At 69.1% G+C, this 15,214-nt stretch carries 15 protein-coding genes; 6 read left to right on the forward strand and 9 right to left on the reverse strand.

The window, feature by feature from the left end; all coding sequences use genetic code 11:
- Positions 1-11: 11 nt before the first annotated feature.
- From RJ03_RS14410 to RJ03_RS14425, 4 genes are all read left to right on the forward strand, one after another.
- Positions 12-932 (forward strand): SDR family NAD(P)-dependent oxidoreductase, encoded by a 921-nt coding sequence (locus RJ03_RS14410; RefSeq protein ID WP_036502370.1) that lies wholly within the window; start codon positions 12-14, stop codon positions 930-932.
- A gap of 49 nt (positions 933-981) precedes the next feature.
- Complete coding sequence (locus RJ03_RS14415) at positions 982-1,995, forward strand: TIGR03617 family F420-dependent LLM class oxidoreductase (protein ID WP_036502372.1); 1,014 nt, start codon at positions 982-984, stop codon at positions 1,993-1,995.
- A 121-nt stretch (positions 1,996-2,116) separates the two neighbouring features.
- Positions 2,117-3,769, forward strand: coding sequence for an MFS transporter (locus RJ03_RS14420; RefSeq protein WP_036502374.1), 1,653 nt, complete (start codon positions 2,117-2,119; stop codon positions 3,767-3,769).
- A gap of 206 nt (positions 3,770-3,975) precedes the next feature.
- Positions 3,976-4,416, forward strand: a complete 441-nt coding sequence (locus RJ03_RS14425) for a hypothetical protein (RefSeq protein ID WP_036502375.1) — start codon at positions 3,976-3,978, stop codon at positions 4,414-4,416.
- 22 nt (positions 4,417-4,438) lie between these two features.
- Here RJ03_RS14425 and RJ03_RS14430 read toward each other — a convergent pair whose 3' ends face one another.
- Positions 4,439-5,008 carry a TetR family transcriptional regulator gene (locus tag RJ03_RS14430; protein WP_036502403.1) on the reverse strand — a complete coding sequence of 190 codons (570 nt, stop codon included), beginning with the start codon at positions 5,006-5,008 and terminating at the stop codon, positions 4,439-4,441.
- Between the two features lie 289 nt (positions 5,009-5,297).
- Here RJ03_RS14430 and RJ03_RS14435 point away from each other — a divergent pair, with 289 nt between their 5' ends.
- Positions 5,298-6,896 carry a GMC oxidoreductase gene (locus RJ03_RS14435; protein WP_036502376.1) on the forward strand — a complete coding sequence of 533 codons (1,599 nt, stop codon included), beginning with the start codon at positions 5,298-5,300 and terminating at the stop codon, positions 6,894-6,896.
- On the opposite strand, the gene RJ03_RS35015 is transcribed toward RJ03_RS14435, so the two are convergent.
- Complete coding sequence (locus tag RJ03_RS35015) at positions 6,889-7,545, reverse strand: TetR/AcrR family transcriptional regulator (protein WP_051024682.1); 657 nt, start codon at positions 7,543-7,545, stop codon at positions 6,889-6,891. The genes RJ03_RS14435 and RJ03_RS35015 overlap by 8 nt on opposite strands.
- 200 nt (positions 7,546-7,745) lie before the next feature.
- Here RJ03_RS35015 and RJ03_RS14445 point away from each other — a divergent pair, with 200 nt between their 5' ends.
- Positions 7,746-8,471 carry a TetR/AcrR family transcriptional regulator C-terminal domain-containing protein gene (locus RJ03_RS14445; RefSeq protein WP_051024683.1) on the forward strand — a complete coding sequence of 242 codons (726 nt, stop codon included), beginning with the start codon at positions 7,746-7,748 and terminating at the stop codon, positions 8,469-8,471.
- A gap of 15 nt (positions 8,472-8,486) precedes the next feature.
- On the opposite strand, the gene RJ03_RS14450 is transcribed toward RJ03_RS14445, so the two are convergent.
- The 7 genes from RJ03_RS14450 to RJ03_RS14480 all read right to left on the reverse strand — a co-directional run.
- Positions 8,487-9,260: a MerR family transcriptional regulator gene (locus RJ03_RS14450; protein ID WP_306304677.1), complete on the reverse strand. Its 774-nt coding sequence runs from the start codon at positions 9,258-9,260 to the stop codon at positions 8,487-8,489.
- 83 nt (positions 9,261-9,343) lie between these two features.
- Positions 9,344-10,870 carry a flavin-containing monooxygenase gene (locus tag RJ03_RS14455; RefSeq protein ID WP_036502378.1) on the reverse strand — a complete coding sequence of 509 codons (1,527 nt, stop codon included), beginning with the start codon at positions 10,868-10,870 and terminating at the stop codon, positions 9,344-9,346.
- On the reverse strand, positions 10,867-11,787 hold the full coding sequence (locus RJ03_RS14460; protein WP_036502379.1) for a ferritin family protein: 921 nt from the start codon (positions 11,785-11,787) through the stop codon (positions 10,867-10,869). The genes RJ03_RS14455 and RJ03_RS14460 overlap by 4 nt, the downstream gene beginning before the upstream one ends.
- A gap of 1 nt (position 11,788) precedes the next feature.
- Positions 11,789-12,691, reverse strand: coding sequence for an SDR family NAD(P)-dependent oxidoreductase (locus RJ03_RS14465; RefSeq protein ID WP_051024689.1), 903 nt, complete (start codon positions 12,689-12,691; stop codon positions 11,789-11,791).
- A gap of 20 nt (positions 12,692-12,711) precedes the next feature.
- On the reverse strand, positions 12,712-13,050 hold the full coding sequence (locus RJ03_RS14470; RefSeq protein ID WP_036502380.1) for a hypothetical protein: 339 nt from the start codon (positions 13,048-13,050) through the stop codon (positions 12,712-12,714).
- 18 nt (positions 13,051-13,068) lie between these two features.
- The gene (locus RJ03_RS14475) at positions 13,069-13,296 is read right to left on the reverse strand and encodes a hypothetical protein (protein WP_036502381.1); all 228 of its coding nucleotides are present in this window, start codon (positions 13,294-13,296) and stop codon (positions 13,069-13,071) included.
- Between the two features lie 30 nt (positions 13,297-13,326).
- The coding region (locus tag RJ03_RS14480) for an AfsR/SARP family transcriptional regulator (protein ID WP_063820380.1) at positions 13,327-15,214 on the reverse strand (1,888 nt) is incomplete at its 5' end.

The following is a 15,214-nucleotide window of genomic DNA, read 5'->3' on the forward strand; positions in this document are numbered from 1 at the left end:
ACCGTCGTGACATGCACACCCTCGTGATGACCGGCGCGACTCGCGGAATCGGCCGGATCGCCGCCCGGGAGATCCTGCGCACCGCGCCGGATACGCGACTTCTGGTGCTGGCACGCGGCGAGTCCGGACCGCAGGTGTGTGCGGAACTGTCCGGGGCGGGTTACGCGGCCTCGCATGTGGAGGCCGATCTCGCCTCGCTGACCGGTATTCGCTCGGCGGCGCGGCGAATTCACGAACTGCTCGATCGCGGCGAGGTGCCGCCGCTGGCCGGGTTCGTCGGCAATGCCGGTATGCAGTACACCGAGGCGACCATCGCGACCGAGGACGGGCTCGAGGCCACCTTCGCGGTCAACGTCGTGGCCAACCATCTACTGCTGCGCCTGCTCGGCGACCGCTTCGTGGTGCCCTCACGCATCGTAATCACCGTCAGCGACACCCATTTCGGCGATCTGCGGCACAACCTGGGCATGGTGCCCGGCCCGGTGTGGCACTCCCCCGATGTGCTGGCCCACCCCGGCGCCTTCGCCGATCCGTCGAGTACGGCCGCGGGCCGGACCGCGTACTCGACGAGCAAGCTGGCCATGATCTACCTGGTCCACGAATACGCGCGCCGGCTTCCGGCCGGAATCGACATCCTCTCCTACAATCCGGGTTTCGTCCCCGGCACCGGTTTGACCCGCAACGCCGGGCCGTGGGAGCGCTTCGCCGTCCGCCGCCTCGCACCCGCGCTCACCTGGACGCCGCTGGCGAGCACGCCGAAGACGGCGGGCCGGCGCCTCGCCGACGTGGTCACCGGAGCGGTCCCGGCCGATTCCGGCAGCTACATCGATCGCTACCGGGTCGCCGAATCGTCGCCGGAGTCCTACGATCCGGCGCGCGAACGCGATGTGTGGGAGTGCGCCGAACGTCTCACCGCCGCGCATCCGGCCTGAGCCGCCGCACCCTCCGCTAGCGTGATGCCACCGAACGGAAGGAACACCGGTGAAAGTGCATCTGCAGGTGGAGGGTTCGCCGCTGCGTGCCCGCGACAGCGCTCGCGCGATCGCCGCGCTCGGCGCCGACGGCATCTTCTCCTTCGAGGGCCCGCACGACGTATTCGTGCCGCTGGTTCTCGCCGCCGCGGAGACCGATCTGCGCCTGATGACCAATGTCGCCATCGCCGGGCCGCGTAGTCCGCTGCACCTGGCGCACACCGCCTACGATCTGCAGGCGCTCAGCGGCGGACGGTTCCGGCTGGGGCTGGGGTCGCAGATCCGGGTGCACATCGAGAAGCGGTACGGCAGCCGGTGGGAACGTCCGGCCGCGCGCACCGGCGAATCGGTCGCGGCGGTGAAGGCCATCCTCGCCGCATGGGAAGGCCACGCCCCCTTGGATTTCCGGGGCGAATTCTTCACCCATACGCTGATGCCGCCGACCTTCGATCCCGGCCCGAATCCGTTCGGCCCGCCGCCGGTGCTGATGGGCGCGCTCGGACCGGTGATGACCCGAACCGCCGCCGAGGTGGCAGACGGACTGTTGGTCATGCCGTTCAACAGCGCCGCGCATTTCACCGGGCGCACGGTGCCGGCGCTGCGGCGCGGGCTGGCCGAATCGGGCCGCACACTCGATGAATTCGAGGTGGTCGCCCAGGCCATGGTCGCGCTGGGCCGTACCGCCGGTGAGCTGGCCGCCGCGGTCGACGCGGTCGCGCGGCTCATCGCCTTCTACGCCTCCACCCCGGCCTACCGCCCGGTGCTCGACGCCGAGGGCTGGGGTGAGGTGCAACCCGAACTCAACGCCCTGTCGAAGCAGGGCCGCTACGCCGAGATGCGGGCGCTGATCACCGAGCCGATGGTCCGCACCATCGCCCTGGTCGGGTCCCCCGCCGAATGCGCGGCGCAGGCCCACGCCCGCTTCGGCGACTACGCCCGCGACATCTGCTGTTACTTCCCGGGCTACGACCCCTCGGCCGGCGACGTGGCCGAGTTCGTGGCCCGGGTGCAGTCCTCGGAATAATGCACAGAAATCGACTTCTCATTCAGTGGAAACTGGATTCTCACATGTCTATCATGTGATTCACCGCACTCAGGCCGCAGCGAGCCGACGCACGGGTGGCGGTGAAGGAGAAGAACTACCCATGGCAACCGCGACCACCAGCGTCGAAAGCCCCGATGACAACGACACCGGACGCCTGGAGAACGCCTCCACGCTCCGTGTCGTTCTCATCATCGTGGCGATCGTCGCGAGCACCGAGATCGTCCCGTTCCATTTCACGTTCATCAGTCTCAGCGCCCGCTTCATCGGTGAATCCTTCCCCGAGCAGAACGCCGGCCAGCTCACCTGGCTGACCACGTTGTACTCACTGATCGGCGGCGTAGCGGTACCGGTCTTCGGCAAATTGTCCGATCTGGTCGGCAAGAAGAAGATCATCCTGTTCTGCCTGCTGCTGTCGATCCTGGGCTGCCTCATCGACGCGCTGACCTCGAACTGGACGCTGATGCTGCTCGGGCGCGGACTACAGGGGCTCGCCTTCCCCGCGATCTTCGTGTCCTACGGCCTGATCCGCGATCTCGCACCGCGCCGCCATCTGAACATGGCGATCGCACTCGCGGGCGGCGGCACCGGTGTGGGCGCGATCCTGGGTCCGGTCATCGGCGGCCTCCTCACCGACCACTACAGCTGGCGTTCCTTGTTCTGGTTCTGCGTGATCTGGACCGTGGTGACGATTCTGCCGCTGGCGCTGTTGGTTCCCGAGACCAAACTGCGCGCCAAGGTCAAGATCGATCTGCTCGGTGCGGTGCTGCTCGGCGCCGGTATCGCCGGTGTGCTCATCTATCTCAGCAACGGCGCCACCTGGGGCTGGGGTGAGCTGTCGGCGCTGGCCTGGCTCATCGGCGGCGTGGTCCTGCTGATGGCGTTCTACGTCTGGGAGCTGATCACCCCGGAACCGATCATGGATCCGAAGTTGTTGCGCGCCCCGCGCTTCGCCGGAATTCTCGCCGCGGCCTTCCTGTCCGTGGGCGTCATGCAGGGTCTGTCCTACGCGATGGGCTATCTCGCGGAGACTCCCGGCGGGGCCGAGGGCGAGGCGATCAAGAAGCAGATCGTCGACGGAGCGGCCGCCGAAGCCGCGAAGCAGGCCTCCGAGCAGATGCACATCCAGGTTCCCACATCGGCTGTCACCCAGTACTTCTCGGTGGAGGGCACCCTGCCCGGTTTCGGTCTGACGCTACTGCAGTTCACCGTGCAGGCCATGCTGGGCCTGGCGCTGGTGTACGTGCTCGTCGCCCCGCTGTGCGGCTGGATGTCGACCCGGATCGGGTTGCTCAAGCCCTACCTCGCCTCGACCATCGCGTTCGTGATCGGCTGTCTGCTGTTCGCCCGTTTCCACGACAGCGTGTGGCAGATGGCACTGATCGCCCTGATCGTCGGTGTCGGTGCGGGAGCGTATCTGGGCACCCTGCCCAATATGGTGGTGGAGGCGGTGCCGCAGGAACAGCAGGGCATCAGCGCCGGAATGTACGGCGCCTTCAACAGTTTCGGCACCGCGGCCGCCACCGCCGCCGTCGCGGCGGTCATGTCGGCCAATCCGCTGATTCTGCACATCAACGCTCCCGGACACGTCGAGGAACGTAAACTGAACAGCGGTCCGCTGGCGCAGCTGCCGGACGGCGCCGCGTATACGAACATCTTCTACGTGTTCGCCGGCGCATCCGCGCTCGCCTTCGTCCTGGCGCTGCTGTTGCTGCGCTACTACAACCGGCCGAGCACCGGAGGTACCGCCCACTGAGCCGAAACCCGTTCGCGCCGTAGGTATTTCGCATCGGGCCGCAGGAGGGCACATGACCGCGAACTCACCGAGCGGGTCGCATTCGTCACCGGGACAGCCCGCCCGCAGGGCCGCGCACATGCGGAGCGGATGGGGCACGAGGGCGCCGACATCATCGCCGTCGAATCAGGGCAGCCCGCAGTACTGAAGTGGTTGGGAGAGAACAGATGAGCGACGTCGACAGCACCGGACCGACCGCGCGGCTCACCGCGGCGCTGTGCCGCGCGGCGCAACTGCTCGGCGACGAGGTGCGTGCCGTCCTGCTGCACAGCCCGCGCCCGGTATTCCTGTTCTACCTGGCCCAGACCTTCGACCAGTTGGAGGCCGACCTGTCCGCGAGCCGCCCGCCCGGTCCGGCGACCCCGGCCCAGCAGCTGTGCCTGCATCTGATGCTGGCCCACGTCGAGGCACAGGTACCGGCCGAGGATCTGGTCCGCGCGCGGCGCCGGCTACTGCGCCACGACACCGGCGATATTCTCGCCGAGGTACGCGCGATCGCCGGAAAATCCGGTGGCAGTTACGATTTCATCGCACTGGGCGATGTACTGGCCGCCGGCGGGATGGGCGCCTTCTTCGCGCCGTTCGAACCCTCCGACCTGGCCGCCTGACTCCGGGCGCACACGACGCGGCTCAGCTGCCGGATTCGCGGCTGAGCCCGCGCATCAGCAGACTCCAGGCGCGCCGCGCGGTGGCCTGGCGCGCCGGGAGTTCGGTTTTGATCAGTACGGCCGCCAGCATGGCCAGCGCGGTCACGACATCCTCGGCGGTGAGTTCCGGGCGCAGCGAGCCGCGCAGATCGGTAGCGGCCAGTTTGGCGCCGATCAGGTCGACGAGCCGGCGCGACACCTCGAACAGCCGCGGATCGTCGAAGCCGGTGGGATCGATCGTGGCGATGAATCCGGCCGAGACCGCGATCTGGTCGACGATGAAATCCAGCAGATCCACCGCCGTGGTCCCCGGCCGATTCGCCACCTCCTCGATCGCGACGACGTTGTCGTCGAACACCGCCAGAATCATCGATTCGCGGGTCGGGAAGTGCCGGTACAGCACGCCCGGACCCACTCCCGCCGCGCGGGCGATCGAATTCAGCGGTGCGTCGAAGCCGTTCTCGGCGAACACCTCCCGCGCCGCGCGAACCAACGCCCGTCGGTTCGCCGCAGCGGCCTTCGGCCCTCGATTGGCCCGGGGTGACGCGGTCATCTGATCGACGTTACCGCACGCGGTCGGCGACTCGACACGGCGGACGGATGCCGCCACCCGCGCCCGGTGTCCTTCGGCGCGTACGGATTTCACGACGCCGAACGCGCGCCACCTCGATTGGAACAAGTTGCAGTTGACGAGACGAGCCCGGTCGTACACACTGCCCTAGCAACCGGAGACAGTTGTCCGGTTGGTTTCGGTCACGCCCGCCGGGCACGCACCCTGTTTTCGCGTCCGAGGCGAACCACGCGACCGATGTTACGTACCTGTAGGTCTTGATGGAGAGTGCATGACCCCGATGAAGCGACGCTCCTTTCTGCTCGGCGCCACCGCCGCCGGACTGACTCTGGCCACCGCGGCCACCGCGAGCGCCCAGCCCTGGATGACCACCGGGAGACGACAGACGTCGGTCCCGCTGACCAGGGAAGATCATCGGGTCGTCATCATCGGCTCGGGCTTCGGTGGCGGCGTCAGCGCGCTTCGGCTGGCCGAGGCCGGCGTCGACGTCCTGGTCCTCGAACGCGGTATGCGCTGGCCGACCGGCCCGAATGCCGACACCTTCCCGCACCCGACGCGCCCCGACCGGCGCATGCTCTGGTATCGCTCCGCGCCCGAGGTGCTGGGCGTGCCGATGGCGCTCGAGCCGTACACCGGCCTGCTCGAGGCCGTCGTCGGGGAGAACATGACCGCGGTCTGCGCCGCGGGCGTCGGGGGCGGCTCGCTGGTGTACCAGGGCATGACGCTGCAGCCGAGCGAGGCGACCTTCTCCGAGGTCTTCCCCGCCGAACTCGACTACGCGCTGATGGCGCGCGAGCACTACCCGCGGGTGGCGCGAATGCTGGGCGCCGGCGTCGCACCCGACGAGCTGATCGACAGCCCCACCTATCTGCCCTCCCGGGCGTTCGCGCGCAACGTCGGCGCGGCCGGCTACGAGCTGTCGAAGATCCCCATGCCGATCGACTGGAGCTTCGCGCTGCGCGAGGTGCGCGGCGAGATGAAACCCTCCTACATCAACGGCGACTGCGCGCTCGGGGTGAACAACGGCGGCAAACACTCCGTCGATGTCACCTATCTGGCCCGCGCCGAGGCCACCGGCCGCGCCACCGTGCGAACTCAGCACGAGGTCACCGATGTGGCGCGGACGCCCGACGGCCGCTGGCAGATCAGCGTGGATCGGATCGATACCGCCGGACGGGTCGTCGAACACCTCGTTCTCACCTCGAACGCGCTGATCATGGCCGCGGGCAGTATCAACACCACCAAGCTGCTGCTGCGGGCCGCCGCGAAGGGACAGATCCCGGATCTGCCCGACGGCCTCGGCGGTCAGTGGGGCAACAACGGCGACCGGATCTTCACCTGGACCAGCGCCACCGACGATTTCGGCACCGCCCAGGGCGGGCCGGTGGTCTACGGCAGCAAGGAGTGGGACGACCCGGCCATCGCCAATACCGTGATCCAGGCGTCGATTCCGCCGGCCGGTGTGGACGCGCATTCGACCATGCTGGTCGGATTCGGAATCACCGACGGCCGTGGACATCTCGCCTACGACGCGGCCACCGACGACGCGAAACTGTACTGGCCCGCCGACGCCGACGCCGCCCTGCAGCAGCGCATCGCCGCGCGCGTGCATGCCATCGCGGGACCCGGCAGTACGGTGCTCGACACCAATGCCGCGGCCCCGAGCACCTGGCATCCGCTCGGTGGCGCGCCCATGGGCACGGTCTGCGACCTGGAGGGACGAGTGCACGGCACGCGCGGTCTCTACGTTCTCGACGGCGCCCTGATTCCGGGCAGTACCGCGGCCTGCAATCCGTCGATGACCATCGCGGCGGTCGCCGAACGCGCGCTCGACCGCATCGTCGCCACCGATATCGGCACCGTCATCTGAGGCGTGGCGCCGGGGCCCCGGCCCCGCTGCGCCGCGCGGCCTCGGCTTCGATCCAGTCGCCGATCATGTGCGCCGTCATGTCGATGGCCTCGCGGCGCTGCTGTTCGTCGAATTCGATGGCCGAGGCCCGCAGCACCGCCGAGAAGCCGGTGTTGATCACGACGAAGGTCATCACGTCGTATTCGTGATCGTCGCCGGGGCCGAGCACCTGGATCAGCAGCACCTTGATCAGCAGGCGCAGCCGCGGCTCGAACTCCGGAATACCGCTGCTGTAGAACTGCACCCCGGCGACCAGCGCGCGGACCAGCAGCGCGTTGGCCACCAACTCCTCGGCGATCGAGTTCAGCAGGCGCGAGGTCAGCTCGTGCATGGTGGCATCCGAGCGATCGAAAATGCTGTCGGTGGCGCGCTTTTCGATGTTCTCGAGCAGGCGCGCGAGTAGCTCCTCGACGATGACGGTGCGATCGGAGAAGTAGCGGTACACGGTGCCGATGCTCATACCGGCCTCGGCGGCGATCCGGTTGGTCGAGGTATTGGCGATGCCGCGCTCGCCGAACAGCCGGGCGGCGGTGTCGAGGATGTGCTCCCGGGTCGCCTTGGCCCGCTCCTGAGTGGGCCGGCGACGCTGCCCGGCGGCTTTCGACGCCATCACCTACTCCTGCCTGGTCTTCGCCCGAGGACCGATCGTCGATCCTAGCCCGGCGCACGGCCTCGCCGAGACCGGGAAAGTTCCCACATTATTTTCTCCGGTCGGGAAAAAGCGGCTACGCTCGACATGCGGCGCGCTCGCCCAGTGTTGTGCGACGCGTCGTGCCGACCGCCGCCTTCCGAGGAACAGCGAGGCCACCCATGGCAGATTCCGGTGCGGCCGTGGTCGCTGCGGGGCGTCGCCGCGGGCGCCCGCCCCGGCTGAACCGCCGCCGCATCCTCGCCGCCGCGCGCGATCTGGAGCCGGAGAATCTGACCATGCAGGCGGTGGCCGATGCGCTGGGCGTGCATCGCAAATCGCTCAACTATCACGTCAGCGATCGCCAGGGCCTGCTCGAACTGGTCGCGTTCGACGCGTTCGACACCGGTTTCGGCCGGGTCGATCTGCCCGAGCGGGCGGACTGGCGCGAGTTGCTGCGATTGTTCGGCCACGCGGTGGTCGACGCCCTGGTGCAGGTGGGCGCGCTCATCGTCTACGTCCGGTTCGACGGCAACGCGGGCCTGTCGGCGCTGGAACTGGTCGAGCGGATCATGGCCGCGCTGGTCCGCGCCGGACTGGACGCGAGCGAAGCCGGGCGCACGCTGAAACTCGTTGCGGCGATGGCCTATTCGGCCGCCCGCGAGGCGCTCGACGCCGGCGGCGGGCCGATCGACCCGCAGGCGGCCGCGGTGCGGCGCACGCTGGGCGACGAGTCGGGATTTCCGCTGCTGCGTGCGGTCGCCGCCGCTCGCGAAACCGACGGGCGCGTCGGTGAGCAGTTCGAATTCGATCTCGCCCTGATCATCGAGGGACTGGAACGGCGGCTGGAAATCCGGCACGGCGCGGGTGTTCCGGCGGCGCCCGGGCGTGGTCCCGGCCGGTCCTGACCGCGCGGGCGCCGGTCAGTTCTCCTTGGCGCGGCGGTCCACGGCCTCGGCGAGGTAGTCGCCCAGTTCCTCCCGCAGCACGCGGTCCAGCGACCGTGCCAGGGTGTTGTTCACCGCCGTGACGGCCAGACCCCGCAAATGAGTGAGCATCTTGGCGGTTTCGGCGATTTCGTCGTCGGTGTCGGGCAGCCAGCCGGGGCCGTGCGTGTCGACGATATGTTCTTTGGCGGCCGCCATCATGTCGTGGGCGATCTCGTCGAGGCGGCCGCTGACGGCCGCCTGCAGATCGGCCAGCCGGCCCAGCCGGAACCCGTAACCGTGCAGTTCGGCGAAATTCTCGAGCAGCTGCGGATCGGTGAATTCGACTGTCTCCGTGCCGATCCGGGCCAGCCCGAGTTCGGCGAGACGTGCCAGGATCTCCGGATCGGCCGCCTCCTCACCGAGGAAGGTGTCGATCAATTCGCGAGGCACCTGAAGCGTCTCGTCCGGTTGCCCCCAGGCGGCGGTGACCGCGTGCTGCAGTCCCAGGATCTCGGTGAGGTCCTTACCCGTTTCCCAGCCGGTGATGAAATCGGCGATGTGGGCGGTGGTGAACCCGCGCTGCAGCAGCACGTCGATGATCTTCAACCGCTCCAGATGGGAGTCGTCGTAGATCAGTGCACGCCCGATCCGGCGCACCGGCGGGGGCAGCAGGCCACGTTCCTGGTAGGCGCGCACATTGCGGCTGGTTGTGCCTGCGGCGCGGGCGAGTTCATCGATGCGGTACTCCGCCATCCCGTTCTCGCCCACCCTTTCCTCGTGCCGGACGCCGACCCGCGTCGCACCCGCCCCCGGCCCTGTGAGCAGCCCGGGCGCGACGCATCGTGTCGACATTAGCCCAACGAGGTCACCGCCCGATCGGCGACGGGCGCGCGCCCGCCGCCCCGCCCGGGGATCAGCACATAGTCGCGCGGATCGAGAGTGGCGAGCTGACCGGTGAACTGACTACCGAAGCCCGGGAACATGGTCGCGTTGAAACCGTCCTCGGTCAGATACCAGCTGCGGCACCCGGAATTCCAGGTGGTCGCCCGCAGCCTGCGCTGCAGGCGGTGGTTGTAGCGGTCCTGCCGGTCGCGGCGCACCTCGAGCGAATGCAGATTCCGCTCGAGCAGCATGCCGATCGCCGCGGCCAGATAGTCGATCTGTGCCTCCATGTACACCAGCGCCGAATTGTGCCCGGGGCCGGAATTGGGTCCGAAGGTGAAGAACAGATTCGGATAACCGGCGACGGTCACACTCTTGTACGCGTATGCGCCCCTGCGCCATTCGTCGTCGAGCACGCGCCCGCCCCGGCCGGTGATCGGGATCGGCGCACCCGCCTTGGACACCTCGAAACCGGTGGCGAAGACGATGCAGTCGAACCGGTGCTCGATTCCCTCGGCGGTGCGGATTCCCGCCGGCGACATTCCCGCGATCGGCCAGGTGACCAGCGTGCAATTGTCGCGCTGCAGCGCCGGGTAGTAGTCGCTGCTCATCAGCAGCCGCTTGCATCCGGCCCGGAAGTCGGGCGTCAGCTGCCGTCGCAACCACGGATCACGGACCTGGCTGTGCAGATGGGCCAGCGCCACCGATTCCACGATCCGGGTCAGCGGCGTATTCCACACCACGCCCAGCGCCACCGATTCGTGCCCCCAGAACCAGGCCTGCCGGGCGAGCTGCTCGGTCAGCGGCAGGTGCCGGTACAGCTGCCGGGTCAGGCCGGTGGTGTGCCGGTTGATCCGCGGCAGGACCCAGCCCGGGGTGCGCTGGAAGACCTTCACCGACCCGGCCCGTTCGACCAGTTCCGGGACGATCTGTACCGCACTGGCGCCGGTGCCGACCACGGCTACCTTCTTGCCGGTGAAGTCGTAGTCGTGATCCCACCGGGCGGAGTGGATCATATGACCCTCGTAGCTGTCGCGACCCGGGATGTCCGGCAGGCTCGCGTTGGCCAGCGGTCCGGACGCGACCACCACCGAGCGGGCCCGCACCGGTGCGCGGCCGGCGTCGAAGACGATCTCCCATTCCCCCGCCGCCTCGTCGTAGGCCAGTCCGGTTACGGTGTGCCCGAAGCGAATCGAATCGCCGAGCGCGAACTTTCCGACCATGGCATCGATGTAGCCGAGGATTTCCGCACTACCGGAATAGGTCTGCGACCAGTCCGGATTAGGCGCGAAACTGTAGGAGTACAGGCGCGACGGAATGTCGCAGGCCGCGCCCGGATAGGTGTTGTCGCGCCAGGTGCCGCCCACGCGCCGGTCCCGTTCGAAGAGCGCGAAATTCGTGATTCCGCGCTGCCGCAACCGGATCGCGGCCCCGATCCCGGCGAATCCGGCTCCGACGATCGCGACGTCCAACACGGTGTATCGGCCCGTACTCATGCGACCGGCTCGTAGGTCAGTTCCTTCGACCAGGCCGGCTGCGCGGGCAGCACCCGGTCGGGAATGCGGGCGGTCACCTTCACCAGCATGTCGGCCAGCAAATGGTAGGGATGGTCACGGTTGACCACCCAGTCGCTGTGCAGCTTGACGATCCGGTACATCGGCACCCGGTTCACCACGGGCGTGCGCTCCCCGACCGCCTTGAACCGGCGCATCGCGGCATACAGTTTGGCCTCGTCGACTCCCATCGCGACGATGTTGTCGCGCATCTTGTTCAGCAACGGCACATAGCTGAGCACACCGATCATCAGCGACGGCTTCGCCCAGCCGCCGACCAGGTCGATCGCCAGTTTGCGGGCGGTGGAGTGCCCGAGCAGTTCCATCACCGCGTAATCGGTGGCCAGATGCCGGGATTCGTCGGAGTTGATCTTGCGGAACACCTCCTGGGCGACCGGATCGGCGATCTCGTCGGTGACGAATTTGATCAGCGCGCCGTCGAGGGCCACCTCCAGCATCGGAATCACCGTGCCCAGAAACGACAGCGACATGCCGTCGGCGTATTTGTCGAGAAAGTCGATGACCAGCTTGACGTTGATATTCGGTTCGGGGATCTCGTCGCCGTCGAGCATGCCCCAGCGCCGCATCAGGGCCAGTTCGGCATTGGCGTGGCGTTGCTCCTCGGCGTGGAAGTACCGGTAGATCTCGCGCAGCGTCTGCGTCGGGGCCTTCTTCGCCATCGCCGCGAAGCCGCGCGCGCCGACGTTCTCGATCCACATCAGATCCGCCATGAACGGCGTCAGCTTGGCGTGCAGGTCGGGCTCGATCAGTTCCGCACCCGGTGCGTCCCAGTCGATATCGGCCAGCGCCCACTGCCGGGACTTGATCTTGGCCAGCATATCGTCGAAGTCGAAGGACATGTCAGACTCCTGTCTTCTCGCTGCCGGCCGGTGCCGGAGCCGGATCGTCGTGCGGCAGAACCCGGTTCAGCACGCCGAGGGCCCGGGTGTAGGTGGCCGGGAAATGTCGTTTGAGATGCCAGACGACCACCGCGTCCAGCTGCGGCAGCACATGCAGGCGGCCGCGCTCGTGGGCGTCGAGGGTGATGCGCGCGACGTGGTCGGGCGAGAAGCCGGTCCAGCGCATCAGCTCGGCGGCCAGCCGGGCCGATCCGGCGGTGATGCGTCCGTCGCGGGCGACGTTGGTGCGCACGAAGGTCGGGCACAGCACCGTCACCGCCACGCCGGTGCCGGACAGTTCGGCGGCGAGGGTTTCCGACAGCGACACCACGGCCGCTTTGGAGACGTTGTAGGGGGCCATCGCGGGTGCGGCGGCGAATCCGGCCGCCGAGGCCACGTTGATGATGCCGCCGCGGCCGGCGCGGCGCAGCTGCGGCACGAACAGCTCGCATCCGTGCACCACGCCCCACAGGTTGATGCCCAGCGCCCACTGCCAGTCCTCGAAGCCGATGTCGCCCACCGGCTTTCCGCCTATGCCGACACCGGCGTTGTTGATCACCAGGGTCGGCGGCCCGTGGAAAAGCGAGGCACTGTGCCGCGCCAGCGATTCCACCTCCGCGCGCTGGGCCACATCGCAGCGGACGGCGTGCGCGCGGCGGCCGTGCGTCCGATCGATGAGCGCGACCGTCTCCTCGGCGCGGCCGAGGTCGATATCGGCACAGATCACCTCGCCCCCGCGGCCGGCGAGCTCCAGCGCGAAGGCGCGCCCGATGCCGCTGCCGGCGCCGGTGACGACGGCCTTGGCTCCGTAGGTACGGTCACCACCGCCGATCACCGACCGCAGCGCCGCATTCACCCCGGCCATCGCATCCACGATCCACATCGCTATCCCGCCTCTCGGGCACTCGATACCGGTTGCGCCGCACGGGATCGGGCGAGCACACCGGTGATGAAGGCGGCCGCGTGCACCCATTCCCCGCGCAGCGAACTCGAACGGACCTGTGTCACACGGGTTCCCGGCAACACCGGGCCGCAGAGCGCCGTGATCGACGCGATCTGGCCACACGCGGCGGCGATGCCGAGCGGATTCGCCGGTAGCAGGCAGTTGATCGGCCGTACCCCGTACCGTTCCGCGGTCAGCGCCGGCCGCGCACGCGGCGACGGTGACGACGGGACCGGTGCGGTGGCCGACGGCGAGGTCTCCGTTGACCTTCTCGTCTCCATGTACCGAGCATCAGCTACCTATGTGCCATTTGTCAATGGCAGATAGCACCGGCGATCGCGTGAAGGCTGCGCCACCTCCGTGACCAGGGCGCCGAGCATGTCCCGCGCGATTTCGGCATGTTCGCGCAGATCCGGAGAGGCCTCGGCCGCGGCGAGTTCGACGATGCTGTTCAGTTCACCGAAGGCCACCACGAGGCGGCGCAACGCGGCGCGCTGCTGGGCGGCCGAGAGGCCGTTGATACTCACATCCGAGGGATCGCGCCGCCGGATGTTTCGTTACGGCGCCCGACGATCCAGGAGCGCGTCGGCCGGACCGAGGCTCAGCATGCCGGTTCCCGCCCCCAGCAGTTCGCCCTGCGCCGGGCTCAGCGCGCGGTGCACGTGGCGCGCGGTCTCCCGGTCCGCGAATCTGCCGGCGGCGATTCCCAGTAGCGCCCAACGCAATTCGGCCAGGTGGTCCGGTGGCGGGGCCGGCGCCGCATGCAGCAGTTCGTGAGCGTCTCCGGGTCGGATTAGTGCGGCGACATAGGGGGTGTTCGGCCCGAAGTCGACCGCGGCGAATTCGGCCGGGTCGCGGCCGGCCCGCAGTGCGAGGCACAGGCGGGTCAGCGGCGCGAGACCGGCTGCCACACCGGGCATTCCGCAGCCCGGCAGGGTGGCGAGTGCGCGTTCGTAGGCGTCTGCCACCTCCGGCTCCGGCCGGTCGGTGAGCACGGTGCGCAGCGCGCGGTACCAGGTGGTGAACACGCCGACCAGGTCGCGCTCGTAGCGCACCGCGAGCCGGTCGGCCGTGGCGGCGTGCTCGTCGGCGGCGGCCACGTCGCCCAGTGCGGCCGCGGCCTGCATCGCGACGAGATGCCCCAGGATCAGGTAGGTCGACAGGTCGTGCCGGCTCGACACGGTGACGAGCTCATGTGCGAGCCGCGCCCGCATCGGCCACCGGCCCGGGGTGTGGAAGGACTGCAGGAATCGGGCGTCGAGCGCGAGCACGAGCACGGACGGATCGCCCAGGTCGCGGGCGATCCGTTCGGCGGCGCGCGCCGCCTCGGCACCGGAAGCGCCACGGCGGCCGCGAGTTTCGACGGCGAACAGCGCGAGCAGCCGGGCGCGCAGCGCGGGCGCGGCCTCGGCGTCCAAGCGTTCGAGGGTGGTGCGGGCGGCCTCGGCCACGCGCGCCGACCGGGCCGGGTCGTCGAGTACCGACCAGACCCCGGGGACCTCCATGCGGGTCAGCGCGGTGGCCGTGAGTTCGGGATCGTCGATCGCGGACAGGTCGTCGATCGCGCGCGCCCGGCGGTCCTGGGCGGTCATCAGACCGGTCGCGTCGGTGAGGGCCAGGCCGCGCAACAGGTCGGCGGAGGAGGTGAGACGGCTGCGGGGGCCGAGGGCACCGGAGGCGGCGACGGTCTCCCGCCACAATCGATGTTCGCCGAATTCCGTATCCGCGGTGAGGATTTCGCGCTCGAGGGCGGTCAGTTCGGCGCTGGGATCCAGTCCGGCCACCGCGCCGAGCCGGGTGCGGGCCCGCCGCAGTGCCGCCAGCGCGTCCTCCCGCCGCCCGGCCTGCCACAGCCCGCGCGCCTGCAACAGCCAGGCCCGTTCGCGTGCGGGATGGGCGTGCAGATGCGTCTCGAGTTCGGCGACGGCCTGTTCCGGCCGCCCGGACCGGATCCGCGCCTCCGCGAGCATTTCCACCGCGGCCGAACGTAGTTCGCCGAGTTTCGCGGCCTCTCCGCGCGCCCACCGGTAGTCGCCGTAGGCGTCTCCGCGCCAGAGCGCGAGGGCCGTCTCCAGCGTCTCTATCCGCGGAGGCCCGGCCTGATTCGCCGCCACGCGGACCAGATCGTCGAAGGACCAGGCGTCGACGTGGTCGCGGGGCAACATCAGCCGGTATCCGGTGCCCTCGGTGACGATCACACGGGAAGGGGTGCGCGGTGCGCGCCCGGGTTCCAGGGCGCGCCGCAGTGCGGCGACGAACGTGCGCACCGCGGCGACCGCTCCCGGCGGCGGCTGCTCCCACAGGTCTGCCACCACTGCCGGCACCGGCACCACCCGTCCCCCGGCGGCGATCAGGCGGGCCAGCACCTCGGCGTGGCGGGGGCCGTGCAGCGGCAGCGGCGTCCCGTCGGCGGCGACGGCCCGCACCGGGCCCAGGACGCCGGCC

Origin of the sequence: Nocardia aobensis NBRC 100429 (genome assembly GCF_000308375.1) — a bacterium.
In the GTDB taxonomy this organism is placed as follows: domain Bacteria; phylum Actinomycetota; class Actinomycetes; order Mycobacteriales; family Mycobacteriaceae; genus Nocardia; species Nocardia aobensis.